The following is a 23,739-nucleotide window of genomic DNA, read 5'->3' as shown; positions in this document are numbered from 1 at the left end:
GACGCCGGCCAGCCGGCGGCCGCGTGCTCCAGCCGGGGTCAAGCCGCCCCCGATAGCGTCCGCCGCGACCATCCCGCCTGGACCTGAGGACGGCCGATGCTGCTGCACGAAGAACTGCGGGAGATCCGGGATCCGGTGCTGCGCGCGGTGCAGGACCACCCCTTCTGGTCGGGGATCCGGGACGGATCGCTGCCGCCGGCGGCGCTGGCCCACTTCCTCGCCCAGGACACCGGGTTCCTGCTCCCGACGTACGCCCGGGCGTTGGCCCGCTGCGCCGCGGCGGCCGCCGACGACGCGCACGCCCTGCTGCTCGGCCGGTCGGTGGCCGGGACGCTGGAGGCACGCGACCGGCTGCGCGCCAACAGTGCCGCCCTCGCCACGACGACCGGCCTGCCGGAGACCCTCGGCGACCCGCCGATGGACCCGGTGACGCAGGCGCACACCGCGTTCCTCACCGCCGCCACCGCGGCGTCCTTTGCGGCCGGGGTGGGCGCCCTGCTGCCGATGGTGTGGTTCAACGCCGAGGTCTCCGACCGGCTGCTGCGCGACACCGCGCCCGCCTCGCGCTACCGGCCCTGGGTGGAGGCCTACCACCCCGGCGAGTCCTACCGGTACGCGGTGCGGGCCTTCCTCGACATGGCCGACGACATCGGCAAGAACGGTACGGCCCGGGAGCGGGCCACGCTCGTCGAGCAGTTCTCCATCAGCATCCGTTACGAATGGGCATTCGCCGAGTCCTGCACAGCGTCCCTTCCGGACGGTCGGGACCGGCGGCCGCCGTTCGAGGAGTCAACGAGAGAGGGCACGAGATGACTGCCCAGACCCCGGTCCCCTACCCCTTCCCGTGGACCCCGCCGATGGAGGTCCCGGAGGCGCTGCGCGGCCTGCGGGAGCAGGCCCTCGTCGAGGTCCGCCTGCCCAGCGGGGACACCGCGGTGATGGTGACCCGCTACGCGGACGTACGCAGCCTCTTCGCCGACCCCCGGCTGAGCAAGAACGTCGCCCGCCCCGACGTGGCCCGCATCGCCGCCGACAACGAGCTGTTCGTCGACCCGAAGATCGACGGCGACCCGCCCCACCACACGCGGATGCGGGGGCTTGTCACCCGGGCGTTCACCGCCCGCCGGATCGAACTGCTCCGCCCGTACGCCCAGCAGGTCACCGACGAACTCCTGGACGCGATGGCCGCCGGCCCGAAGCCGACGGACCTGAACGAGGCGCTCGCCTTCCCGCTGCCGATCCTGGTGATCTGCAAGCTGCTCGGCATCCCGCCGGAGGACCGCAACCGGTTCCGGTCACTTGTCGACGGCTTCCTGTCGGTCACCAAGCTGCCCCCGGACGAGGTGGAGCGGTGCCGCAACGAGCTGTGGCAGTACCTGGTCGAACTGATCGAGTTCAAGCGGGCCAACCCCGGTGAGGACGACCTCATCACAAGCCTCATCAAGGTCCGCGACGAGGACGACAACCGGCTGTCCGAGTACGAGCTGCACCACTGGACCCGCAGCCTGCTGATCGCCGGCTACGTGACCACCGCCAGCCAGATCGGCACCGGCACCGCCGTCCTGCTGCACCGGCAGGACCTGGTCAAGGAGATCCGGGCGGACTGGTCGCTGGTCCCGTCGGCGGTGGAGGAGCTGCTGCGTACGCAGATCATGGGCTCCTCGATCGGCACGCTGCGGTACGCGCTTGAGGACATCGAGCTGTCCGACGGCACGATCCTGAAGAAGGGCTCCAGCGTGCTGCTGTCCGAGGAGTCCGCCAACATGGACGAGACGGTCTTCACCGACCCGTTCACCGTGGACATCCGCCGCCCCGAGAACCACCACATGACCTTCGGCGCGGGCATCCACTACTGCGTCGGCGCCGCCCTGGCCCGGATGGAGCTCCAGGTCGCCACGGAGACGCTGCTGCGCCGCTTCCCGGACATCCGGCTGGCCGTGCCGGCCGCCCGGCTGCCCCGCGCCCTCGGCGGCTTCATGGAGGGCTTCAGCGAGGTCCCGGTGACCTGGTGAACCGCCACGCGCTGGTCACCGGCGCCAACCGCGGAATCGGCCGGGCGGTCGCCGCCGAGCTGCACGCCCGCGGGTTGGCGCTCACGGTGACCGCCCGCGACGCCACGGCCGCCGCCGGCACGGCGGCCGAGCTGGGTCCCGGCGTACGCGGGCAGCAGCTCGACGTGACCGACCCCGACAGCGTCGGCAAGGCCGCCGCCGAGGTCGGGCCGGTCGACATCCTGGTCTGCAACGCCGGCGTGCTGCTCGACGGCGGCACCGACCCGCTCACCGCGCCGCTCGAGGCGGCCGAGGAGACGCTGCGGGTCAACCTGCTGGGCACCTGGCGGGTGCTCCAGACGTTCGTACCCGGCATGGTCGAGCGGGGCTGGGGCCGGGTCGTGGTGGTGTCCAGCGGCACCACCGCCGAGTTCGGTGGTGCCCTCTTCCCGGGCGCACCGGGCTACTCGCTGTCCAAGAGCGCCCTGAACGGGCTCACCACCCTGGTCGCCGGCCAGACCGCCGGCACCGGCGTGCTGGTCAACGCGGTCAACCCGGGGCGGGTCCGGACCCGGATGATGCCGCACATGACCACCCCGCCGGAGGTGCCGGCCCGGTTCATCGCGGACGTGGCCACCCTGCCCGCGGACGGACCCACCGGGCAGTTCCTCACCGAGCGACGCGGCCCGCTCTGACGGCGGATCGCGGATCACCGGGCGGCCTTCAGCCAGACGGACCTGAGACCGAGCGGGCTCCTCGACCAGCGGGGCCCCCACCGAGCCGGGCCCTCGACGCGAACGGGGCCCTTCGACCAACAGGAGACCGAGCATGCAGATCGACCTGTCCGGCAAGAAGGCCGTGGTCACCGGGGCCGGCGCCGGTATCGGGCTCGCCGTGGTGCGGGCGCTGGCCGCCGCGGGCGCCGACGTGTACGGCGGCGCGCGTACCGTGAGCCCCGAGCTGAAGGAGGCCACGCCGCACACCCTGACCGTGGACCTGGTCACCGAGGAGGGGCCGCGGCTGCTGGTGGAGCGGGCGCTCACCGAGTTCGGCGGCATCGACATCCTGGTCAACAACGTCGGCGGCGGCGTCATGCTCGCCCCCGGCTTCCTGGACATCAGCGACGACGTCTGGCGCCAGACGTTCGAGCTGAACGTCCTCACGACCGTCCGGGCGACCCGGGCGGCGCTGCCGAGTCTCGTCGAGCGCAAGGGCGCCATCGTCAACATCGGCTCGATGAACGGCACCATGGCCGACCCCCGGCTCGCGCACTACTCGGCCGCCAAGTCCGCCGTCGCCAACCTCGGCAAGGCGCTGTCGGCCGAGTTCGCCCCGCAGGGCGTACGGGTCAACACGATCTCGCCCGGGCCGGTGAAGACCCGGCTGTGGACCAACCCGCACATCGCCGAGAAGGCCGGGATGACGCCTGACGAATTCCTGGCGATGGTTCCGAAGATGGCCGGACTGGCCACCGGCGAGATGATCGAGCCGGAGGAGATCGCGGCGCTGGTCGTGCTGTTCGCCTCGGGCCGGATCCGCAGCGTCACCGGGGTCGACCTGCCGATCGACGCCGGCATGGCGCCCCCGTCGCGCTACCAGCGCCCCAACTGACCCCGCGGTCGCCCGTCGAAAACGGCCCCCGGCGCTGCCGGGGGCCGTTCCGTCTCCTGTTAACAAGGGGCCCTTCCTCTACCGCAGGCGTTAAGAGGGGGCCCTTCCTTACCGCGTGGCGGTGAGGCGGTTGGCGTGGTGGAGGAGGTCGGTGCCGGCCAGGACGGCGTCGGCCGGGCCGACCAGGTTCACGCGGCGGTTGAAGGCGCGGCCCAGTTCGAGGTCGTGCAGCACGCCGTTGGACAGCGCCGCCGAGATGAGGTCCTGGCGGGCCATCTCCGCCCGGTCCTCGTCCGGCACCGGCTGGCCGGTGATCCGGTAGATGCGGGCCCGGTCCATCGCCGCGGACTCCCGGTACACCGCGTCCGCCTCCCGGGCCGTGGCCGCGTCGTACGCCAGCGCCGTCGCCACCGGGTCGCCGGCGCCCACCGACACCGCCTCGGCGGCGGCGAACGCGTACGTCAGCGCCATCGCCGAACCCCACCCGTACGCGGGATTGCTCGCGCACAGCGAGTCGCCGGCCGACAGCAGGCCGAGGACGACTGGCCGGCCGTCGACCACGTACCGCCGGCGCAGGCTGCGGTTGCCCGCCATGACCTGGACGCCTTCGAGCGGAGTGCCGTTGGCCGGGTCGACCCAGGGCGCCAGCGCCGGAATGCCCCGGGCCACCGCCTCCCAGATCGAGGTGTGCCGCAGCGCGCGGGCGTTGCGGTTGTCCGGGTGGCACTCGAAGGAGAAGGCGTACGTGTCGTGGTCGCCGGGGAAGCCGATGAACCAGCCGTCGGCGAACTCACCGCGCAGCGTGGCCACCGAGGTCCGGGGCAGCTCGCAGCCGTCGGTGAAACGGAAGTAACGGCTGTAGTAGACCGTCTCGCAGTCCTGCACCTCGGTCGGCACCCGGACGCCCTCGGCGGCCAGCCAGCGGGAGACCGGCGACCGCTGGCCGAGACAGTCCAGCACGACGTCCGCGGTGAGCAGGTCGCCGTCGGCCAGCCGGACCGAGGTGACCCGGGGCCCGACGCTCGTCCAGTCGAAGCGCAGCCCGTTCACCACCGCCGGGCAGCGGAACTCGACGCCCGGCTCCTCCTCGGCGGTCAGCCGCAGCGCCAGCTCGAAGACCGCCCGCCGGGCCCACACGTTTGTGAACGAGTCGTCGGCCGGCACCCACCGGTCCTCCGGGATGAGGCGCTTGAACAGGTTCATCTCCTCGACGCCGCTCGCCCGCAGCCGGGCCAGGACGTCCGGGGCGTGCCGGAGCAGCAGGTTGCGGGCCCGGGCGGAGAAGCCGTGCGGCAACCGGAACTGCGGCACTCCCCGGCGCGGCCAGTGCAGGAACGGGTCCGCGGTGGGGTCGGCCGGGGGCGGGTCGCGCTCCACCACGGTGACCGGGTGCCCGCGCCGGGCGAGCGCGATCGCGGCGGCCGTGCCGGCGATGCCACCACCGAGAACGAGGACGCGCTGGCCCATCGGACCTCCCGTCTTCGGCGTACGCGCGTTCACCGGCGCCACTGCACGACGTCGTCGAGCGGCTTGCGGCGCGCCGCGTTCGGCGGTACCGGCATCCGCTTGCCGCGGTCCTCGTGCCCCACGGTGATGATCCCGGTGAGGGCCACGTCGGCCGGCAGGTCCACCACGTCGGCGAGCGCGCTCAGCTCGTCGGTGTAGACGGAGCTGACGAACCCGGTGCCCAGTCCCTCGTTGATGGCCGCGAGCTGGAGCAGCATGAACAGCGCTCCGCAGTCGAACCACCAGAACGGCACCGGCCAGGGGATCTCCGACCAGCCCGGCCGGACCTCCTCGCCGCCGTACCGCTCGTGGTAGGAAGCCTCCCGGGTGGCGACGTAGATGTGCACCGGGGCGGACGCGATCCAGCGGGGGAAGCCCAGCTCGACGTAGCGGGCCTCGGCGATGTCCGCGGCCTTCTGCCGCAGGCCCGGGTCGGTCACGACGACCAGCCGGTACCCCTGGCTGAAGCCGGCGCTCGGGGCCCGCCGCACCGCCCCGACGATCCGGTCGAGGGCCTCGTCGGAGACGGGCCGGTCGGTGTAGCTGCGCACCATCTGGCGGCGGCGCAGCACGTCGGGAAAGTCCATGGAAACTCCCTCGGGTCAGATCGCGAGCTGCACGTCGTACCGCCGCAGCCACGCGTCGAACTGCAGCACCATCTCGATGTTCATCCGGCTCACCCACTGGTGGGCGATCTCCGAGGGCTGGTCCAGGGTGGCCCGGACCGCGGGAAGGTCGAGCAGTGGCAGCGACGGCGCGGAGCTGTCGTCCACCAGCGCCGCCAGCTCGCCGCGGAGCATCTCGGCGTACGCCGGATCCTGGGTGACCGGCCACGGGCTCTTGGCGCGGTCGAGCACCGACCGGGGCACCAGGTCGCGGGCGGCCGCACGGAGCAGGCTCTTCTCCCGGCCGTCGAAGGTCTTGAGCCGCCACGGGGTGTTGTAGAGGTACTCGACCAGGCGGTGGTCGCCGTAGGGCACCCGCAGTTCGAGCGCGTTGGCCATGGCGAGCCGGTCGTCGCGGTCGAGCAGCATCGGCAGCCACCAGGTGAGGGTGACGTGGGTGACCCCACGCATCAGCCGCTCGGTGTCGTCCTCGTCGCCGGTGTACGGCGCCGCGGCGAGCGCCGTCCGGTACTGGTCCCGGTAGTAGGTGCCCAGGTCCAGCTTCGCCATGAAGCCCGGGTCGAACAGGCCGCGGCCCTGACCGCGCGGCGACCCGGGCATCAGGTACTCCTTGGCCACCCAGGGGAACATGTCGGCTGCGAGGAGCTGCTGGTCGTACATCCAGCTGTAGCCGCCGAAGATCTCGTCGGCGACCTCCCCGCTCAGCGCGACCGTCGAGTGCTGCTTGATCCGGCGCGCGGTCAGGTAGTTGGACGTGTCCATGTCGCCGAGCGTGGTGGGCATGTCCTGCGCGTGCAGGACGGCGTCCCGGGCCGCCCGGTCCATCAGGTCCCGGGTGCTGAGCTGGATCCGGACGTGGTCGGCTCTCAGGTGCCGGGCGACCTCGTCGGCGAACACCTCGTCCGGGGCGAAGCGGACGTCGTCGGGCTGGAACCGCGTCGCGTAGTCGTCGAACGTGGTGACGAAGGTGCGGATCCGCTCGCCGTCGAGCTTCCAGCGCCAGTACGCGGCGATCGCCGACACGGCGCTGGAGTCGACCCCGCCGGAGAGGGCCGTGCAGAGCGGCACCTCCGACTCCAGCTCACGCAGCACGATGTCGTGCAGCAGTTCCCGGATGTGGCCGACCGTGCCGTCCAGGTCGTCGGTGTGCGGCCGGGCCGCCAGGGCCCAGTACCGCCGCTGCGCCATCCCGGCGCGGCTGATCGTCAGCGTGGTGCCGGGCAGCACCGCGCGCAGGTCCCGGAAGACCGACATGCCGGGCCGCTTGGCGGTCGCGAACAGCTCCTGGAGGTTGTCGAGGCCCACCACCGGCCGCACGAGGGGGTTGGCCAGCAGCGCCTTCGGCTCCGAGCCGAACAGGACGCCCTCCGGGCGGCGGGCGTAGAAGAGCGGCTTGACGCCCAGCCGGTCCCGCACCAGCACCAGCTCCTGGCGGCGCAGGTCCCAGATCGCGAAGGCGAAGATGCCCTCCAGCCGGGCGGCGCACTCCACGCCCCACTCCAGGTACGCCCGCAGGATCACCTCGGTGTCGCTGCGGGTGCGGAACTCGTGCCCCCGGGACCGCAGCTCGGTGCGGAGCTGCTTGAAGTTGTAGACCTCGCCGTTGTAGACGATCGTGGCGACGACCCGGCCGTCCTGCTCGACGGAGAGCGGCTGCGCGCCGCCGGCCACGTCGATGATGGCGGTACGGGTGTGCCCGAGAGCGGCGTGCCCGCGGATCCAGACCCCGGAGTCGTCCACCCCACGGTTGGCCAGGGTGTCCGTCATCGCCCGCACGGTCGAGCGCTCCCCTGTCAGGTCACGCCCGAAGTCCACCCAGCCGACGATGCCGCACATGCGCATCACCCCTCGCCTCGCGTCCGACTACGCGTGAGCCTGCCGGGCACCGTTCCAGGCGACCTCGACGGCGACTCGACGGAGGGGCGCGCCGGCGAATCGGGGGACGGGCGCGCCGGAGCGCGACAGGATCGGCATCGGATGCAACCGCCCCACGCCCTGGACCGTCATCGGGGTGTGGGGTCATCGAGTAGGAGAGACGTGGTCGGTTCTGGTGGTGCGGGTTCCAGCCCGGGAAAGGGGAACGGCGCGGCGACCCGTTGGCTCGGGGCGGTGCTGGTGCTGGCGGTGGCCGGCGGGGTGACCATGCTCGCTCGGAGCACCCCGGGCTCGTCGCCTCCACCGCGGGTCGCCGGCACACCGTCGGCCGCCGACACCCGGTTCGAGGTCGCCTTCGACAGCGAGGCCTCGGCTGAGGTCACCGCGCGACGGCTTGCCGAGGAGCTGCACGAGGCGCTCCGGACGGAGGTCCCGGAAGCGCGGTGGCTCCCCGGTGGCGACGCCCGGGAGGACCGACGCCCGCGCTACGACTTCGACCTCGGCCGGGACGGCGCGGTGTTCGTCCGGGCCGGGTCGGGGCTGCTCAACGACGACCGCACGGGCCACCTGGAGGCGATGATCATCGCTACGGACGGCCGGCACGCCGACCCGCAGCGGGGCGGTTTCGACTGGTCCTGCCTCGGCACCCCGAAAGGTCAGTGGATGTGTGACGAGACCGAGGCACCGAGCGGCGCGACGATGAAGGTCGTCACGCACGTGCGGGCCGGGACCGTCCGCCACCTGGTGGACATCCGCCTGCCCGGAGACCGGCGGCTGCACCTGGTCGTCTCGAACGAGTCCGGCGGCGCCGGTACCGCACCGGCCCAGCCGGACGCCCCGCTGCACATGGAACAGGCCGTGGCCCTCGGCCTGCAACTCGAAGGCAGGATCAGACCCTGAGCCGCCGGCCTCGTACGCGGCTCAGTCGTGATCGGTGTGCGGTGGGGTGCCGGGGGTCTGGCCGGGCTCGGTGACCACGAACTGGCCCATCATGCCCTTGTCCTCGTGCAGCAGCAGGTGGCAGTGGTACATGAAGGGGACGTTCCGGTCGGCGTACTCGCTGAACCGCACCGCCAGCCGCATCGGCACCTCTGGCGTGGTGTAGACGGTGTCCTTCCAGCCGGCCAGCTCCGGCGGCGGCGCCGCGCCGGCGACCGAGAGCACCTGGAACTGGGTGCCGTGCACGTGGAAGTTGTGCGGCTTCGGGAACGGGCTGATCACCTCCCACACCTCGGTGGTGCCCTTGGTGACGCCGAAGTCGATGCGGTTCATGTCCATCGTCAGGCCATTGATCTGGCTGGTGCCGGCCAGTTCGAAGCGGCGGGCCACCGGTGCCGCCGCTTCCACGCCCAGGCGGGGCGGGTCGGCGAGGGTGGCGGCCGGCTCGGGCGACGGGGTGAGCTGGTCGGCCGCCCGCAGCTCGAGGACGTCGAACCGGTCGTCGCCACCGGTGATCCGGCTGTTCAGCGGGTCCAGCCCGAGCGCCGGCGGGTAGCTGCGCAGCACGAGCCGCTCCCCCGGGCGCACGGTGACCACGATCTCGGCGCGTTCGCCCGGGGAGAGCTGGACCCGCTCGGTGGCGTGCGGGGCGGGCAGCAGGCCGCCGTCGGTGCCGACAAGTGCGAACGGCCGGTCGTCGGAGAGCCCGAAGTTGTACGACCGGGCCGGGGAGGCGTTCACCAGCCGCAGCCGCACCCGCTCGGTGGTCACCTCGTGGTACGGCCCGACGGTGCCGTTGACCACAAGCGTGTCGCCGAGGATTCCGACGTCGGCGATCCGCGAGTAGCCCTCGTCGAGCTGGTTGTCGCCGTCGAGGTTGACGTCCTGCACGATGACCGGGACGTCATCGACGCCGTACCGGTTGGGCAGCCGCGCCGCCGACGCCGCCGGGTCGTCCACGATGAACAGCCCGGCCATCCCCCGGTAGACGTGGTGGGCGGTGCGCCCGTGCGGGTGCGGGTGGTACCAGAGCGTGGCGGCCGGCTGGTCGATCCGCCAGGTTGGCGACCACGTGGCGCCGGAGCGGATCGGCTGGTGCGGCCCGCCGTCCATGGCCGCCGGCAGGTGCATGCCGTGCCAGTGGACGGTGGTGGTCTCGGGCAGATCGTTGCGGACGTTGACGAGCACCGTCTCGCCCTTCGCCGCCCGCAGCGTCGGCCCGAGGTGCCCGTTGTCGAACCCCCACGTGGTGGTCGCCCGGCCGGAGCGCCACTGCCGTTCACCGGTGCCGGCGGCCAGGTCGAACACCCGCCGCCCGCCCTCCTGCCGGCCGGTGAGCAGCGGTGGGATGGCGAGCGGGTTGGTGAAGTCGACCTCGCCGACGGTGTCGACGTCGGTGACCGCGTACCAGATGCCGAAGCCGGCACCGCCCACGGCCAGGACTGCCGGCACGCCGATCAGCCCCGCCTTCAGGATGCGGCGGCGGGTGGACCGGCGGCGGCCGGCGCGCTCGGCCGGTGGGATCGCCTGGGCGGGGGTGTCCTGCGGGGAACTCGCCAGCAACGGTGTCTCCATCGTGAGGCGGCCGAGGGGCCGGGGACAGGGCCGGACGGGCGCGGACCGCGGCACTCCCACCGGCTCACCACCGGTCGGGCACGCCGCGGCCCGTACGCTACGTGCGGCCCAGGTTACTCGACGCGAATGGATCGGGTGGGGCAGCCGCGTACCGCGATCCGCACATCCTCGTGAAGCTCCGCGGGAGGCTCCGGGTCGAGCACCTCGACCTGCCCCTCCTCGTCCTGGTCGAAGACCTCCGGCGCCTGGTAGACGCAGAGGCTGGCCACCGCGCAGGTCTCCTTTGTCGCATACACACGCATGATGCCCACCGATCGCCGTGTCGGGTCCGTCGCGGCGGCGGAGCCCGCCACGCGCGCCCGATCGTCCGGCAGGGCGCTCGAGAGCCGGTACAGCCGCGCGTCGAGCGGCGTTCCAAGCCGGGCCGGCACCATCGGGGCGTCCTCCGTCCGCGCCCCGAAGGGAGCCGCCCGATGACGGGTACGGTCACCGCATCGCCCGCGCGCCTGCTCCGCCTCGGCAACGCCTTCTGCGAGTCGCAGGCGCTGCTGACGGCCGTCGAGCTGGACCTGTTCCGTACGCTGCGGGACGGCCCCGCCACCGCCGCGGAGATCCGCGACCGGCTGGGGCTGCACGGGCGCGGGCTGCCCGACTTCCTCAACCTGCTGGTGGCGCTCGACCTGCTGCACCACGAGGACGGGCGCTACCGCAACGCCGACGACGTCGACCGGTTCCTCACCGGCCGCGGGCCGGAGGACGTGACCGGTTTCCTGCGTGGCGCCAAGGCCAACCTGTACCCGGTGTGGAACGGGCTGACCGAGACGCTGCGCACCGGCCGGCCGCGTACGCCGGCGGAGGACTTCGCCGGCATGCTCGCCGACCCGGCCGCGCTCCGGCGGTACGCGCACATGATGGACGGTGTGCTGCGCCCGCTGATCCCGCGGCTGCTGGCTGCGATCGACTGGTCGGCGTACGGGTCGGTGCTCGACGTGGGCGGCTGCCGGGGCAGCCTGGTGGGGCAACTGGTCCTGGCGAACCCGCATCTGGCCGGGCACGTCTTCGACCTGCCGCAGCTCCGCCCGGTCTTCGCCGAGCACATGTCGGAGCTCGGCACCGCCGACCGGGTGCGTTTCCACGCGGGCAACTTCTTCGCCGACGCCCTGCCGCCGGCCGACGTGGTGGTGTTCGGCCACATCCTGCACAACTGGCGGCCGTGGCAGCGGGAGGAGCTGGTCTGGGCGGCGTACCAGGCGGTCAAGCCGGGCGGGGTCCTGCTGGTGCACGACCGGATGCTCGACGACGCGGCGCCCCGCGTGGACAACCTGGTGGCCAGCCTCATCATGGCGCTGGTCACCGAGGAGGGTTCCGAGTACCCGGTCGGTGAGCTGGCCGGCTACGCCAGGGCCGCCGGCTTCACCAAGATCCACCAGCACCCCTTGGACGACAACGAAACCCTCGTCATCTGCCACCGCACCCCCTAACCCGCCCCTCCCCCGTCCCCCCCACCCCACCCTCACCCCGTCGATCATGGAGTTGGGGTGGGGCTTGTGCCCTTTTTGCCCCGCTCTGTTCCCACCACAAGTCCATGATCGACGGGGTGGGGGGGTGGGGGTGGGGGGTGGGCAGGGTGAGACCGGGGTACGCCGTCAGGCGTACCCCGGCCCCGCGGGAGACGGGTCAGGCGGGTTTGCGGGCTACCAGCAGGGTGTCGTCGTCGCCGAGCAGGCGGTCCTCGACCTTGACGAAGCCGGCCGCCTCGGCGTGCTCACGGAGCTCGGCGACGGTGTACTCCGAGCCACCGTCGGTGACCAGCAGCATGTCCAGGCTGATCACCAGGTTCTCCACCCGGCTGGACGGGCGGTCGAGCATCCGGTCGTACACCAGCAGGACGCCACCCGGGTTGACCGCCTCGTACGCCTTCTGCACGAGGAACCGGCGCTGGTCCCGGTCCCAGTCGTGCAGCACGTGCCCCATCACCACGATGTCGGCCGTCGGCAGCGGCTGCTCGAAGAAGCTGCCCCCGTGGAAGGTCAGCCGGTCGGTGAGGCCCTGCTCGGCGGCCTGCTCGGTGAAGAACGGCTCCATCTGGGGCAGGTCGAAGACGTGCCCGGCGAGGTTCGGGTGTGCGGTGACGATCTGCGCGGCCAGGCTGCCCCGGCAACCGCCCACGTCGAGCACCGAGCCGTGGTCGGACCACTCGCCGAACGCCTCGATGAGCTGCGGCCCGAGGACCCGGGTCAGCGCGTCCATCGAGTGGATGAACTGCTTCAAGATCTGCGGGTTCTCCACGACCGCCTCGAAGCTGCTGCCCGACTGCGGCTTGCCGGTACGCAGCGCGTCGGCCAGGCGGCCCCACGCCGGGTACAGGTTGCGGTTGGACCGCTCGATGAAGCCGCCGATGTAGGACTGCTCACCGCGCACCAGGAAACGGTCCGCCCCCGGGCCGTTGCGGTAGCGGCCGTCCGCCTGCTCCAGCAGGCGCAGCTCGACAAGCAGGTCGAGCCAGTCGGACAGGCCGCGCCCGTGCAGGCCCAGCTTGTCCCGGATCTCCTCGACGGTGGCCGGTCCCTCCCGCAGCGTGGTGAAGAGGCCGAGCTCCACCGCCGTCAGCAGCGCCTTGGCGTCGCAGAAGGAGTTGGCCAGCCGCAGGATGCCGGCCGGCCGGCTGGTGTCTGTCGCTGTCGTGGTCACTGAAACCGCCCGCCTTTACGCTCGAACGCCGACGTCGATCTTCTTCATGGACCACCGGGCGATCTTGAGGGACATGTCGATCGCCTCGGTGGCGTACCGCACCATCTCGGCCTGGTAACCGGCCACCGCCTCGGCCAGGGGCGACTCGCCCCGGGCGACGGCCGTCAACGCCCGGCACAACGCGCTCGCGTCGCGCAGGGCGGTGTTCGCGCCCACTCCCCCGGTCGGCGGCATCAGGTGCACCGCGTCGCCGAGGGGGATCACCGGGCCGGGCTGCCACGCCCGCACCGGCACCGCCGCCCGCAGGGCGAGCGGGTAGGTCTCCGCGGCCTGCGCGTGGGCGAAGACGCCGCGCAGGTCCGGGTGCCAGTCGACGGTACGGTCCAGCACCAGCCGGCACAGTTGCTCGCCGGTGAGCGCGAAGAACGCCTCGTCGGACAGCCCGAGCAGGTCCTTGTGGACGCTGAAGACGGACATGTAGTAGTCGTCCGACCCGCCCAGGTCCAGCCCCGGCCAGAACTGCTCGGCCGCCCGGGCCGGCGGCGTCCGGAACACCATCGGCATCAGGGCCAGCCGCAGCCCGTCGGCGGCGGTGACGTTGACGAACCGGTCCCGTAGCGACTCCGGCAGGCCCGCGTCGATCGCCGCCGCCCGGGGCGTACGGGACAGGATCGCCCGTACGCCGAGATCCCGCGTGGTGTCGTCGGGCCGCAACTGCGCGCGGACCGCGGAGTGCGCCCCGTCGGCGGCCACCAGCACGTCCCCGACCGCGTGGTCGCCGTCGGCGAAGTGGGCCACCACCTCACCGTCGACCTGCTCGTAGCGGACGAACCGCTTGCCGAAGCGCACCGCGTCCCCGATGCCGGCGAGCAGCACGCGACGCAGGGTCGCCCGGTCGACCGCGTCGATCTTGTCCGGCGCGTCGCCGCGCGGGTCGTCGAAGGTCGGCGCGGGCAGCGGGTTGAGCCGCTCGTCGAAGGCGACCAGGCCGAGCTGGTGCCGGTCGTTGGCGGTGGCGGTGAGCAGGTCCTGCGCCCGCCGCGGCAGGCACTCCCGCAGGGCCGTCTCACCCTCGGGGCTGATCCGCAGCCGGTACCCCTGCATGCGGCCCTCGGCGGACGCGTCCCGCTCGTAGACCGTCACGTCGGCGACGTCCGCTTGGCGGAGCCCCTGGGCGAGGCAGAGCCCGCCGATGCCACCGCCGACGACGAGCACCCGCATCCGCCGGCCGTTCTGGTTTCCCATCTCCGCGCCGTCAGCCCAGGACCACGGCGGCGATCCGGTCGAGGTGGTCCGGATCGGCCGTGCAGGACAGGATCAGCAGCTCGTCGCAGCCGTTGGCCGCGTACCCGTCGACCACGTCGCGGAGCTTGCCCTCGTCGGTGATGGCGCCCTTCGCGAGGTGCTCGACGAGCTGCCCCATGTAGGCGTAGTAGCTGTGCATGTGCTCCAGGGCGAGCCGCTGGCCGTCCGGCCCGAGCGACACGTAGAGGTTGGCGCCCATCCGGGGCTCACCCTCCCGCTTCTCCTCGGCCCACAGCTCCTTGACCTTCGTGACCAGCTCCGGGTACTTGTGCGGCGGGCCGCCCGGGGAGATCCAGCCGATGCCGTAGCGGGCCGCCCGGCGCAGTCCGGCCGGCGAGTGCCCGCCGACCCAGATCGGGATGTCGCCGTTTGTCGGTCGCGGCCCGACCCCGGGCGTCGGCCCGGCGCCCTGCCACACCTGGCGCAGCTCCTCGAGCATCGCGTCGAGCCGGCGGCCCCGGGTGTGGAAGTCGGTGCCGGTGGCGGCGTAGTCGTCCTCCCGCATCCCGGCGGACACACCGAGGATCAGCCGGCCCTCGGAGAGCCGGTCGAGGCTGGCGAGCTGCTTGGCCAGCTCCACCACGCTGGGCCGGTACGCGGCCAGCAGGATGCCGGTCACCAGCTTGATCCGCTCGGTCACGGCCGCCGCGGCGGCGAGCGAGACGATGCCGTCGTAGTTGTCGTAGACGACGCGGTCGGCGACGGTCAGGCTGTGGAAGCCGAGTCGCTCGGCACGGCGGGCGAACTCGATAAGCTGCCGCCCCTGCGCGCCGGGGATGGTCGTCGGCAGGCAGACTCCGATATCCATTGCGGACTCCCTGGGATTCACCGGTCGGGTTTCCTGCCGAGCGTTCGGGCGCCCGGCCGCACCACCGGCTTCGGGCGGTGGTGGCAGCCACTGTGGTCGGCCGCGCCGGAGCGCCGGTCGAGTCGCGGTCGACCGGAGGTGGGGACCGCTGCCGGGGATGTGGGCGGGCGGTGACCGCCGTCCGGGGTACGGCCGCGCTCGACACCTCCTCGAGGCCGGTCGTGTCCGATGGAGGTCGCGCGCCAGCGCCGAATGTCCGTGAGCTGCGCACCGGCCGTGCCAGCCGTACCGGCGGAGGGATGCCCCCTGAAACTCGGAGCGATCATTGAATGGGCGGACGACCTCGCGGAGTTCCGGAGCGTCGTCCGACTGGCCGATGACCTCGGATACGACGTCATCGGGGTCGGCGACACGCCGGCCCGCGCCTACGAGATGTACGTGTCGCTCACCGTCGCGGCGTACGAGACGCGACGGGCGACGCTCACGCCGATGGTGACGACCCCGTTCTTCCGGCACCCGGCGGCGACCGCCACCGCGATCTCGACGCTGCACGAGGTGACCGGCGGCCGGACGATGCTCGCGATCGGCAACGGCGGCAGCGTCCGGCGGGTCGTCGGCCGGTCCCCGGTCGCCACGCCGCACGAGTTGCGTGACTATGTGACCGCCGTCCGGGCCGTGCTGCGCGGCGGCTCGGCCCGGGTCGACGGGTTCGACACCGAACCGCTGGAGCGGGTGCGGGACGTGCCGGTGCTGGTCGCCGCCGACTACCCGAAGAGCCTGCGGCTCGCCGGCGAGCTGGCCGACGGGGTGGTGACCACGGTCGGCATGTCCACCGAGCGGGTGGCCGGCAAGGTCGCCCGGATCCGGGCGGCCGCCGAGGCCGCCGGTCGCGATCCGGACGCGCTCCAGGTGTGGGGCTTCAGCTTCATGTCGGTGCGGGGCAGCCGGGCGGAGGCGAACGCCGACATCGGCGCGGCGCTCGCCTCCGACGTGGCGCTGCGGTTGAAGTCGCCGCACATGCGCTCGACCGTCCCGCCCGAGTTGCTGCCCGCGGTGGAGGAGATGGAGCGGCGCTACGACGTGTGGGACCACACGGTCGGCGGTAAGAACGCGCGGCTGCTGGAGGAGTTGGGCCTGGTCGACCTGGCCCTGGAGCTGACCGGGTTGACCGGCACCGTCGCCGAGGTGGGCGAGCACCTGCGCCGGCTGGAGGAGGTCGGCGTGTCCGGGGTCCTGGCGGCGTTGCCGCCGCTGGCGGACCCGAAGGGGCTGCTGCGCCGGCTCCGCCAGGCCGCCGACAGCTGATCGGGCCCGCACACCGATGTCGCCCCACCTCCCGGGAGGTGGGGCGACATCGCGTCCGGCTACCGGCGGCGCAGCTCGAGCCGCGGTTCGAGCGCCAGGTAGAGCCCCTCGACCGCGTTGTCGGGGTGGAACGGCGCCTGCTTCATCTCGTGCACCCGGTTGAGGTTGTTCAGCGGGTTCGGGTCGCCGCTGGTGTCGCCGTGCAGGTGCGCCTGGACCACCTTGTACGCGTTCTCCGCGTCGTTGAGGTCGGCGATGCCGGTGATGATCCGGTCGAACGCCGCCTGCAGGTGCAGCCGGTCCCGCTCGTCGTTGGTGAGCCGCTGCGCGTTGTAGAAGTGGTAGTCCTTGCCGCGATAGCTCTCGTAGAAGACCGACACCAGCACCAGCATCCGCTCGTAGGCGTGCCGGTAGACGGTCTGGTAGAACCGCCCGGCCTCGTCCTCGCCGACCTCGCCGCGCAGCCGGCTGGAGATGCTGGCCGCGGCCAGCATGCCGCTGTAGGTGGCCAGGTGCACGCCGGTGGAGAGCAGCGGGTCCAGGAAGCAGGCCGCGTCGCCGGAGAGCAGGTAACCCGGCCCGGCGAACCGCTCCGAGACGTACGAGTAGTCCTGTTCGACCTTCATGTCGGCGACCTGCTCGGCGCCGTCGAGCATCTCCAGCACGGTCGGGCACTGCGCCATCGCCTCGTCGTAGACGGCCTGGATGCTGCCGAGCCGCTGCCGGCTGTCGTTGAACAGGTCCCGCCCGGTGACCAGGCCGACGCTGAGCGTGCCGTCGTGCAGCGGGATCGCCCAGAACCAGCCGTTCGGCACCGAGCAGACGGCGATCGCCCCCTCCGGTCCCTTGCGCAGCGGCTTCGCGCCCCGCCAGTACGACCAGGCGGCGACGTTGCGGAACACGTCGTGGAAGCGGCGGCTCTGGAAGTGACGGGTGGCCAGCACACCGCCGCGGCCGGACGCGTCGACCAGCTGGTCGAAGGCGATCCGGCCGCCGGTGCCCGGGTTCTTCGTCTCCTGCCAGCGGACCGCGACCGCCCGGTCGCCGTCGAACTCGACGTCGCGGACGGTGATCCCCTCGATGACCTCCACACCGGACTCCCGGGCGTGGTCGAGCAGGATCTTGTCGAACTCGCTGCGGATCACCTGAAACGCGTTCGTGTTGTCGGAGCCCTGGTCGGTGAAGCGCACCTCCCACTCCTCCGGGCCCCAGACGAAGTACGCCCCGCCCTTCGGCTGGAATCCGTGCGCCTCGATCTTTTCCCAGACGCCCAGCTTCTCGAAGATCGGGCGACAGGACGGCAGGATCGACTCCCCGATGTGGTACCGAGGGAAGCGGTCCCGCTCCAGCAGAGTGACCTGAAAGCCCTCCCGGGCCAGCAGGCCGGCCGTGGTGGAGCCCGCCGGGCCGCCACCGATGACAAGAATCTGGGTTGATTCGCGCATACCGAGAGCATGATGATCGCCGATGGGTGACGGGTCGATCGCGGGTCGAGGCGTGACCTCACGCCGCGACGTCGGGGCCGCGCAGCGGGATGTCGTGCTCCTGGGCGCGCAGCCGCTCCTCGGCGGTCTGCTCGACCCGCCGCATGCTGAGGCGCAGCACCGGCGGCGCCATCATCGAGGTGCTCACCGCCACCAGCACCAGGATCGTGTACGCCTCGACGCCGAGCACCCCGAGGCGCAGCCCGACCATCGCGATGATGATCTCGATGACGCCGCGGGCGTTCATGCCGGCGCCCAGGGCCAGGGACTCCCAGTGGCCGAGCCGGCTCATCCGCGCGCCGACGTAGGCGCCGACGAACTTGCCGGTGACCGCGACGGCCAGCACGGCCAGCGCGGAGAGCAGCACCGGTGGCCGGGCCAGCACGGTGAGGTCCATCCGCAGGCCGGCGATGGCGAAGAAGAGCGGCGCGAGGACGGCCATGACGACGGTGCGCAGCGGCCGCAACCGGGACCGGTCGAGGGCGCCGGAGCTGCCGATCACGATGCCGCACACGAGCGCGCCGAAAACGGCCTCCAGGTGCAGCGCGTGCGTCGCGGCGGCGGCGAGCACCACCAGGACGACAACGGTGGTCACGGTCACCGCCGCGCCGTCGTCGCCGTCGGCGCGGGCGGCGGTGCGCAGCGTACGGCGGACCAGTGGACGGACCAGCAGGGCCAGCAGGAGAACGGCGGCCAGGGCGGCCACCGAGAACGCGATGCCACCGGCCCGCACGCCGGTGGTCGCCATCGCCGAGACGACGGAGAGCAGCATCCACCCGACGATGTCGTCGACGGTGACCGCGCAGAGGATGAGCTGGCCGACATTGCGGTGCACCAGCCGCAGCTCGGTCAGGGTCTTGGCGATCACCGGGATGGCGCTGACCCCCATCGCCACGGCGAGGAAGAGAGCGAAGGTGATCTCGTCCACCCCGTCGGGGATCAGCGAGCCGGGCAGGGCGAGGCCGGTGAGCACGCCGAGGGCGACCGGCAGGAGGACACCGGCGGCGCTGATCCGGGCGGCGGTGAGCCCGCGACGGCGGACCAGGTCCAGGTCCAGGTGGATTCCGGTGAGCCCGACCAGCAGCAGTACGCCGACCTGGCCGACCGCGTCGAGCAGGTTGATCTGGGTGGCCGACTGCGGCAACAGCCAGTCGCCGACGCCGGGCAGGTGGCCGACCACGCTGGGCCCGAGCAGGATGCCGGCGCAGAGCTCGCCGGCGACCGCGGAGAGCCCGACCCGTTGGGCGAGCCGGCCGAGGAGCAGCGCGGCGAGCAGCAACAGCCCGACCTGGAAGAGGAACCGTTCGAGATCCGCCGCCGAGATCATGCCGAGCGGCGCGGTGGCCTGGGTCATGTCGTCCTCCCCTTGAGGTCCGGGTCACCGGGCGCCACCGCCGACAACAGGGACAGCCTTACCGCGCCGGGGGCGCGGTAAGGCTGTCCGCGAAGGGAACGGTTACAGGCAGGGGCCCTCGTAGGCGCCGATGTTCGGCGTGGCTCCGGTGACCGTGTTGCCGTAGAAGTCGCGGCCGCCGTTGTCCGGCACGGCGACGCCGGCGTCGAGGGCCGGTGAGCCGCAGGTGAGCCGGAGGCCGGCCGGCCGGTCGACGGTCGGGTTGCGGAACAGCGGGTCGCCGGTCACCGCGTTCGTGGTGTTCGCCGCGACGGCCGTGATGTTGTGGTACAGGTTGTGGTCGTAGACGCCCACCGGGTCGTCGATCCGGGCGCCGCTCGCCTTGCCGGAGAAGATGTTGTTGGTGAAGGCGATCGACGTGTGCGGGAACGCCCCGGCCAGGTTCTCCGCGTTGGGCGCGTAGATCGTGTTGTTGTAGAACTTCGAGTTGGTGATCGCGTTGTCGCAGCCCGCCGCGACCACCGGAATGATGAAGCCCTCGAGGTTCACGTCCTTGTCGTTGTCACTGATGTTGTAGCGGATGACCGCACCGTCGGCGTGCGAGCCCTCGGACGCGCAGAACAGGATGAACGGCCCGTTGTTGTCGTAGCTGTAGTTGTACTGGTAGAGCAGGTCCTGGGTGCCGGCGTCGACGGTGAGCGAGAACGACGGCGGGAAGGCGGCGCCGCCGGTGATGTGGTTGTGCTCCATCACCGCGCGGTCGGAGTTGTAGGCGAGGATCGCCGCGTGCGACTGGGCGGCCCGCAGGCCGAAGCCGTCGATCCTGTTGCGGGCGGTCCGCGAGTCGATGCCGTTCATCACCAGGATGCCGTCGCCACCCAGGTCGGACAGGGTGTTGCGGAGGAACTTGACGTTCGTCATCGGCACGAAGTGGTTGCGCCCGCCGGGGAACAGGTCGCGCTTGGACCAGCTGGAGAGCGTCCCGATGCCGACGTTGTCGACGCCGCTCACGGTGCTGTCGGTCACCCGGATCCGGTCGAAGCCGGTGGGCACCGTGTCGCCGGCCGCCTCGAAGAGGATGCCGCCGCTGTTCTCCAGGTCCGGGTTCAGGCAGTCACAGCCCGGCACGTCGTGGACGTGGACGTTCTCCACCACGTAGTGCTTGCCGGTGCCGAAGTCCTCCAGCAGCACGTAGATGCCGACCCGGGCGGTCCCGTCGGCCGGGCCCGGGTTGGTCACCTCCAGGTCCCGGATCTCGTAGCCCTGCACGTTGCGCAGGAGCACCGCCGCCCGGGTGCCCGGCGCGACGATCTTCGGCCGGGCACCGGTGCCGTACGCCCCGATGGTGACCGGCGCCGAGGGCGTGCCCGACCCCTTGGGTTCCAGCACCCCGTTGCAGGTGGTGCCGCGCTTGAAGACGATCCTGTCGCCGGGCCCGAAGGTGGCCTGGTTGACCCGCGCCAGCGAGCGCCAGGCGGTGGCCGGCTTCGTGCCGTCCGCCGAGTCGTTGCCCGCGACGCAGTCGACGTGGTACGTCCGGGCCTGCCAGGAGACGGCGTTCGCCGGGGCGGCGGGGGTGACCGCCGCCGCCAGGCTCGCGCTCAGGGCGACCATGAGTATCCGACCTCCGATTCGACGTGCGCGGGCCAGACGTGTTGGAGGACGACCAGGGGTATCTGTCATGACGGAACTCCCAGTGGCTCAGCCCCGGCCACGCGCCCCTGACCTGCGGGGACGGTGCGCCGGTGCGGACGGGCGGTAGCCGGTCCATGGTGGAGTTCCCGTCTCGATGTGGGCTCGACGGTGGGATTCCCCCCAACCGCCACTACACCGTCCACCCCTGCCGCCGCCACGCTGCGTCCGCGAAATTCAACTCACAGCGAGCACCAGTCAAGAACCACTCGACGAGCGGAGTCCGATTGCCGTCACCGTCCGCCTCGACGACCTCGTCGACCATCGCCAGCCAGGCGGCCACGTAGTCGGCGAACCCGTCGTACGCCAGGTACTGCTCCACCCACCGCGCGTACCGGGACGAGCGGTCGGCGCGCCGCCGCAGGTCCTCGGAGACGAGCAGGTGGAACCAGCTCATCGGCAGCAGCGCGCCGACGCCCGCCGCGAACGACGCCACCGGCGCCGCGAGCATGACCGACGTGTACGCGTGCACCGCCGGGGCCGGGCCGGCCGGGCCCGGGCCGGGAGGCCGGCCGAGCGTCTCCGCCAGCCGGCCCAGTTCCCGGTCCAGCCGGGGCAGCGAGCCCACGGTGGCCTGCGCCGCCCCGGCCAGCAGGCCGGCGTGCTCCAGCCGCTCGGCGCCGGCCGCGCACCGGGCGAGCGCCCGGGCGTACGCCGGCACGACGTACCGGGCGTCCTGCTCGGCGAACCACCACAGCGACTCCGGCGGGAGCGTCCCGTCGCGCAGCCCGGCCCAGAACGGGTGGGCGGTCACCCGCTCCACCAGCGGCGCCACCAGCGCCGCCAGTTCGTCCCGGGTCCGGGCTCGGATCGCCGGCCCGGCCGTCACGTCGCCGCCGGGCTCAGCCGCTCCGCGCCGGCCACCTCGGCGAGCACGTCGGTCAGCACCTTCTCCGGCTCGCCCGAGCCCTCGACGCTGCGCCAGGCCACGAAGGCGTCCGGCCGTACCAGCACCGCCCCGCGCGGCGAGACGCCGAACGCGGCCGCCCAGTCGCCGCCGGCCGTGGTGACGTCGCCACCCGGACCGACCCGCACCGACCGCAGCGGAACCGGGGTACGCGCCGCCAGGCGGGTCGCCGCCTCGTGCCAGCCGTCGTCCTCCGCGCCACTGAGCAGCACGAACGAGTCCCAGAACAGGTCGATCGTGGACAGTTCCCGGCTGCCGTCGCGCAGCCAGACGTGCGGGGCGCGGGTGCCCGGCTCGCCGGCCAGCGTCAACGGCGCGGTAAGCACCGGCCGGTCGTCGTCGGCGAGCACCGCCGCGGACCGGTACCGGTAGCCCAGCGTGATGATGATGTCGTCGACCATCTCCTTCTCGGGTCGGCCCTCGCTGTGCCCGTGCCGGATCCGGTTGCGGACCATGGCCTGCTCGGCCATCGCCGAACCGACCGCGTGCCGCTCCCGGTGGTAGGTGTCCAGCAGCGCGGAGCTGCCCCAGCCGTGCAGCGCGGCCGCCAGCTTCCAGGCCAGGTTGTGCGCGTCGTGGATGCCGGTGTTGGCGCCGAACCCGCCGGCCGGCGGGTGCACGTGCGCGGCGTCCCCGGCCAGGAAGACACGGCCGACCCGGAAGGTGTCGGCGACCAGTTGCGAGCCCTCCCACGGCACCTTCGCCACCACCTCGACCGCCATGTCCGGCCGGCCGGCGGCCTCCCGGACGATCGCCACGCAGCGCTCGTCGGTGAAGTCCTCCGGCGACTCACCCCGCTCCGGGTGGTACACCGGCGCCGCCAGCCACGGGTCGCAGCCGTGCAGCCGGGAGAGCCCCGTCATCGTCCCGCCCACCGTGGCGTAGCAGAGGATGAACGGCCGGTCGGCGAGGATCCGCTCCAGCTCCGGAGCGCGGAAGTAGATGCTCAGCGCGTGGAACACCGAGCCACGTCCGGAGCGGCCGACGCCGAGCAGGCCCCGTACCGAGCTGCCGGCACCGTCCGCGCCCACCAGGTAGCGGGCGCGGATCGTCCGCTCGGCGCCGTCGACGTCGGTGACCGTCGCGGTCACCCCGTCGGCGTCCTGGTCGATCGCGGTCAGCCGGGCGCCGAAGCGGATCTTCGCGCCGAACTCCTCGGCCTTGGCCGCCAGCACCACCTCGTAGCGGTCCTGGCCGCAGCCCATCACCCGCTCCGGGCTGATCTCCGGGCCGTCCAGCGACGGCGCTTCCAGCACCTGGGCGTTCGCGATGTCGGAGTACGTGTTGACCCGCAGGATCCCGCCCTCGAAGTACCGGTGCGAGTCACCGATCTCCAGGGCCCGGATCTCCGGGCCGATGCCGGCGGCGCGGAACAGCTCCATGGTGCGCGCCTGCAGGCCCGGGGCGCGGGGCAGCCGGGACGTGTTGGGCCGCTTCTCCACCACCAGGGTGGGCACGCCGTGCCGGCCGAGGAAGACCGCGGTGGACAGGCCCACCGGCCCGGCGCCCACGATCAGTACCGGGACCTCTTCGTCGTACATCTGCTCCTCCTGGGCTCGTCGCTCAGCTCGCCCGGGCCGCCGGGCCACGCGCGGCCGCCGCGGCCTCGACAAGCCCCTTGATCCGGTTCATCTGGATCACCGTGTTGCGGTTGAGGTGCGCGGTCATCGCGTCGTCGTCGACCGGCGCCTGTGGCTTCATGTGGAAGTCCTGCACCCAACGCATCCGCACCCCGCCGTCGACCTCGGCGTACGTCCAGTGGATGTGCATGTACTCGAACGGGCCGGTCTCGATCCGGTGGGCCCGGACCTCCCGGCGCTCCCGGTCGACGGTGCGCTTCGACACCCAGCTCCACACCGTGCCGTCCTCGTCCGGATGCATGGTGAGCCGGAAGGTGACGCTGTCGCCGTCCCGTTCGAGGATCTCCGCGGCGGCGTACTCGCTGAACAGCTGCGGCCACGACGCCACGTCGTTTGTCATGTCCCACACCACGTCCATCGGCGCGTCGATCACGATCGCGTTGTCCGTGTGTCCTGCCATGGTGCTGTCTCTCCTCACTCGACACCGGCC

At 72.4% G+C, this 23,739-nt stretch carries 21 protein-coding genes; 7 read left to right on the top strand and 14 right to left on the bottom strand.

Annotation, left to right across the window (positions count from 1 at the left end):
• Nucleotides 1-96 precede the first annotated feature (96 nt).
• From ABTW87_RS08465 to ABTW87_RS08450, 4 genes are all read left to right on the top strand, one after another.
• The gene (locus ABTW87_RS08465; protein ID WP_350649804.1) at nucleotides 97-813 is read left to right on the top strand and encodes a TenA family protein; all 717 of its coding nucleotides are present in this window, start codon (nucleotides 97-99) and stop codon (nucleotides 811-813) included.
• Nucleotides 810-2,012, top strand: a complete 1,203-nt coding sequence (locus ABTW87_RS08460; RefSeq protein ID WP_350649802.1) for a cytochrome P450 — start codon at nucleotides 810-812, stop codon at nucleotides 2,010-2,012. Before ABTW87_RS08465 ends, ABTW87_RS08460 begins: the two co-directional genes overlap by 4 nt.
• Nucleotides 2,009-2,686, top strand: a complete 678-nt coding sequence (locus ABTW87_RS08455; protein ID WP_350649800.1) for an SDR family NAD(P)-dependent oxidoreductase — start codon at nucleotides 2,009-2,011, stop codon at nucleotides 2,684-2,686. Before ABTW87_RS08460 ends, ABTW87_RS08455 begins: the two co-directional genes overlap by 4 nt.
• 133 nt (nucleotides 2,687-2,819) lie before the next feature.
• A complete protein-coding gene (locus ABTW87_RS08450; protein ID WP_350649798.1) occupies nucleotides 2,820-3,602 on the top strand; it encodes an SDR family NAD(P)-dependent oxidoreductase in 783 nt (260 codons plus the stop codon).
• 108 nt (nucleotides 3,603-3,710) lie between these two features.
• Here ABTW87_RS08450 and ABTW87_RS08445 read toward each other — a convergent pair whose 3' ends face one another.
• Genes ABTW87_RS08445 through asnB form a run of 3 tightly spaced genes read right to left on the bottom strand, consistent with a single transcriptional unit; the run spans nucleotide 3,711 to nucleotide 7,570 of the window.
• The gene (locus ABTW87_RS08445) at nucleotides 3,711-5,069 is read right to left on the bottom strand and encodes an NAD(P)/FAD-dependent oxidoreductase (protein WP_350649796.1); all 1,359 of its coding nucleotides are present in this window, start codon (nucleotides 5,067-5,069) and stop codon (nucleotides 3,711-3,713) included.
• A 29-nt stretch (nucleotides 5,070-5,098) separates the two neighbouring features.
• Complete coding sequence (locus ABTW87_RS08440) at nucleotides 5,099-5,695, bottom strand: nitroreductase family protein (protein ID WP_350649794.1); 597 nt, start codon at nucleotides 5,693-5,695, stop codon at nucleotides 5,099-5,101.
• A 15-nt stretch (nucleotides 5,696-5,710) separates the two neighbouring features.
• Nucleotides 5,711-7,570, bottom strand: a complete 1,860-nt coding sequence (gene asnB / locus ABTW87_RS08435) for an asparagine synthase (glutamine-hydrolyzing) (RefSeq protein ID WP_350649792.1) — start codon at nucleotides 7,568-7,570, stop codon at nucleotides 5,711-5,713.
• A 201-nt stretch (nucleotides 7,571-7,771) separates the two neighbouring features.
• Here asnB and ABTW87_RS08430 point away from each other — a divergent pair, with 201 nt between their 5' ends.
• The gene (locus tag ABTW87_RS08430) at nucleotides 7,772-8,509 is read left to right on the top strand and encodes a hypothetical protein (RefSeq protein WP_350649790.1); all 738 of its coding nucleotides are present in this window, start codon (nucleotides 7,772-7,774) and stop codon (nucleotides 8,507-8,509) included.
• 21 nt (nucleotides 8,510-8,530) lie between these two features.
• Here ABTW87_RS08430 and ABTW87_RS08425 read toward each other — a convergent pair whose 3' ends face one another.
• Together ABTW87_RS08425 and ABTW87_RS08420 are read right to left on the bottom strand one after the other, a co-directional pair.
• Complete coding sequence (locus tag ABTW87_RS08425; RefSeq protein WP_350649788.1) at nucleotides 8,531-10,111, bottom strand: multicopper oxidase family protein; 1,581 nt, start codon at nucleotides 10,109-10,111, stop codon at nucleotides 8,531-8,533.
• Between the two features lie 125 nt (nucleotides 10,112-10,236).
• Nucleotides 10,237-10,557, bottom strand: coding sequence for a ferredoxin (locus ABTW87_RS08420; RefSeq protein ID WP_350649786.1), 321 nt, complete (start codon nucleotides 10,555-10,557; stop codon nucleotides 10,237-10,239).
• Nucleotides 10,558-10,596: 39 nt separating this feature from the next.
• Between ABTW87_RS08420 and ABTW87_RS08415 the strand changes: the two genes are divergently transcribed.
• The gene (locus tag ABTW87_RS08415) at nucleotides 10,597-11,604 is read left to right on the top strand and encodes a methyltransferase (protein ID WP_350649784.1); all 1,008 of its coding nucleotides are present in this window, start codon (nucleotides 10,597-10,599) and stop codon (nucleotides 11,602-11,604) included.
• A 196-nt stretch (nucleotides 11,605-11,800) separates the two neighbouring features.
• On the opposite strand, the gene ABTW87_RS08410 is transcribed toward ABTW87_RS08415, so the two are convergent.
• Genes ABTW87_RS08410 through ABTW87_RS08400 form a run of 3 tightly spaced genes read right to left on the bottom strand, consistent with a single transcriptional unit; the run spans nucleotide 11,801 to nucleotide 14,927 of the window.
• Complete coding sequence (locus tag ABTW87_RS08410) at nucleotides 11,801-12,814, bottom strand: methyltransferase (protein WP_350649782.1); 1,014 nt, start codon at nucleotides 12,812-12,814, stop codon at nucleotides 11,801-11,803.
• A gap of 15 nt (nucleotides 12,815-12,829) precedes the next feature.
• On the bottom strand, nucleotides 12,830-14,059 hold the full coding sequence (locus tag ABTW87_RS08405) for an FAD-dependent oxidoreductase (RefSeq protein WP_350649780.1): 1,230 nt from the start codon (nucleotides 14,057-14,059) through the stop codon (nucleotides 12,830-12,832).
• Between the two features lie 10 nt (nucleotides 14,060-14,069).
• Complete coding sequence (locus ABTW87_RS08400; protein WP_350649778.1) at nucleotides 14,070-14,927, bottom strand: LLM class flavin-dependent oxidoreductase; 858 nt, start codon at nucleotides 14,925-14,927, stop codon at nucleotides 14,070-14,072.
• 276 nt (nucleotides 14,928-15,203) lie between these two features.
• On the opposite strand from ABTW87_RS08400, the gene ABTW87_RS08395 reads away from it, so the two are divergent.
• Nucleotides 15,204-16,232: an LLM class flavin-dependent oxidoreductase gene (locus tag ABTW87_RS08395; RefSeq protein ID WP_350649776.1), complete on the top strand. Its 1,029-nt coding sequence runs from the start codon at nucleotides 15,204-15,206 to the stop codon at nucleotides 16,230-16,232.
• Between the two features lie 59 nt (nucleotides 16,233-16,291).
• Here the strand turns inward: ABTW87_RS08395 and ABTW87_RS08390 are convergent, their stop codons facing one another.
• The 6 genes from ABTW87_RS08390 to ABTW87_RS08365 all read right to left on the bottom strand — a co-directional run bounded on the left by ABTW87_RS08390 (nucleotide 16,292) and on the right by ABTW87_RS08365 (nucleotide 23,709).
• Entirely contained in the window at nucleotides 16,292-17,677 is a 1,386-nt protein-coding gene (locus ABTW87_RS08390) for an NAD(P)/FAD-dependent oxidoreductase (RefSeq protein WP_350649774.1), read from the bottom strand.
• A 58-nt stretch (nucleotides 17,678-17,735) separates the two neighbouring features.
• Nucleotides 17,736-19,070: a cation:proton antiporter gene (locus ABTW87_RS08385; RefSeq protein WP_350649772.1), complete on the bottom strand. Its 1,335-nt coding sequence runs from the start codon at nucleotides 19,068-19,070 to the stop codon at nucleotides 17,736-17,738.
• 102 nt (nucleotides 19,071-19,172) lie between these two features.
• Nucleotides 19,173-20,684, bottom strand: a complete 1,512-nt coding sequence (locus ABTW87_RS08380) for a right-handed parallel beta-helix repeat-containing protein (protein WP_350649770.1) — start codon at nucleotides 20,682-20,684, stop codon at nucleotides 19,173-19,175.
• Between the two features lie 211 nt (nucleotides 20,685-20,895).
• A complete protein-coding gene (locus ABTW87_RS08375; RefSeq protein WP_350649768.1) occupies nucleotides 20,896-21,591 on the bottom strand; it encodes a TenA family protein in 696 nt (231 codons plus the stop codon).
• The gene (locus ABTW87_RS08370; protein WP_350649766.1) at nucleotides 21,588-23,210 is read right to left on the bottom strand and encodes an FAD-dependent monooxygenase; all 1,623 of its coding nucleotides are present in this window, start codon (nucleotides 23,208-23,210) and stop codon (nucleotides 21,588-21,590) included. Before ABTW87_RS08370 ends, ABTW87_RS08375 begins: the two co-directional genes overlap by 4 nt.
• 22 nt (nucleotides 23,211-23,232) lie before the next feature.
• Nucleotides 23,233-23,709, bottom strand: a complete 477-nt coding sequence (locus tag ABTW87_RS08365) for an SRPBCC family protein (protein WP_502891545.1) — start codon at nucleotides 23,707-23,709, stop codon at nucleotides 23,233-23,235.
• Between the last annotated feature and the right edge of the window lie 30 nt (nucleotides 23,710-23,739).

This window comes from Micromonospora sp. NPDC126480, assembly GCF_040302465.1.
In the GTDB taxonomy this organism is placed as follows: Bacteria; Actinomycetota; Actinomycetes; order Mycobacteriales; family Micromonosporaceae; genus Micromonospora.
Note: the sequence above shows the minus strand (reverse complement) of the source record. Positions and strands in the feature narration are given on the sequence as shown.

Excerpts from the sequence above, each read along its gene's own strand:
- ABTW87_RS08465 (WP_350649804.1), top strand. The coding sequence starts at position 97 with ATGCTGCTGCACGAAGAACTGCGGGAGATCCGGGATCCGGTGCTGCGC.
- ABTW87_RS08460 (WP_350649802.1), top strand. The coding sequence starts at position 810 with ATGACTGCCCAGACCCCGGTCCCCTACCCCTTCCCGTGGACCCCGCCG.
- ABTW87_RS08450 (WP_350649798.1), top strand. The coding sequence starts at position 2,820 with ATGCAGATCGACCTGTCCGGCAAGAAGGCCGTGGTCACCGGGGCCGGC.
- ABTW87_RS08445 (WP_350649796.1), bottom strand. The coding sequence starts at position 5,069 with ATGGGCCAGCGCGTCCTCGTTCTCGGTGGTGGCATCGCCGGCACGGCC.
- ABTW87_RS08440 (WP_350649794.1), bottom strand. The coding sequence starts at position 5,695 with ATGGACTTTCCCGACGTGCTGCGCCGCCGCCAGATGGTGCGCAGCTAC.
- asnB (WP_350649792.1), bottom strand. The coding sequence starts at position 7,570 with ATGTGCGGCATCGTCGGCTGGGTGGACTTCGGGCGTGACCTGACAGGG.
- ABTW87_RS08420 (WP_350649786.1), bottom strand. The coding sequence starts at position 10,557 with ATGGTGCCGGCCCGGCTTGGAACGCCGCTCGACGCGCGGCTGTACCGG.
- ABTW87_RS08415 (WP_350649784.1), top strand. The coding sequence starts at position 10,597 with ATGACGGGTACGGTCACCGCATCGCCCGCGCGCCTGCTCCGCCTCGGC.
- ABTW87_RS08405 (WP_350649780.1), bottom strand. The coding sequence starts at position 14,059 with ATGGGAAACCAGAACGGCCGGCGGATGCGGGTGCTCGTCGTCGGCGGT.
- ABTW87_RS08400 (WP_350649778.1), bottom strand. The coding sequence starts at position 14,927 with ATGGATATCGGAGTCTGCCTGCCGACGACCATCCCCGGCGCGCAGGGG.
- ABTW87_RS08390 (WP_350649774.1), bottom strand. The coding sequence starts at position 17,677 with ATGCGCGAATCAACCCAGATTCTTGTCATCGGTGGCGGCCCGGCGGGC.
- ABTW87_RS08385 (WP_350649772.1), bottom strand. The coding sequence starts at position 19,070 with ATGACCCAGGCCACCGCGCCGCTCGGCATGATCTCGGCGGCGGATCTC.
- ABTW87_RS08380 (WP_350649770.1), bottom strand. The coding sequence starts at position 20,684 with ATGGTCGCCCTGAGCGCGAGCCTGGCGGCGGCGGTCACCCCCGCCGCC.
- ABTW87_RS08370 (WP_350649766.1), bottom strand. The coding sequence starts at position 23,210 with ATGTACGACGAAGAGGTCCCGGTACTGATCGTGGGCGCCGGGCCGGTG.
- ABTW87_RS08365 (WP_502891545.1), bottom strand. The coding sequence starts at position 23,709 with ATGGCAGGACACACGGACAACGCGATCGTGATCGACGCGCCGATGGAC.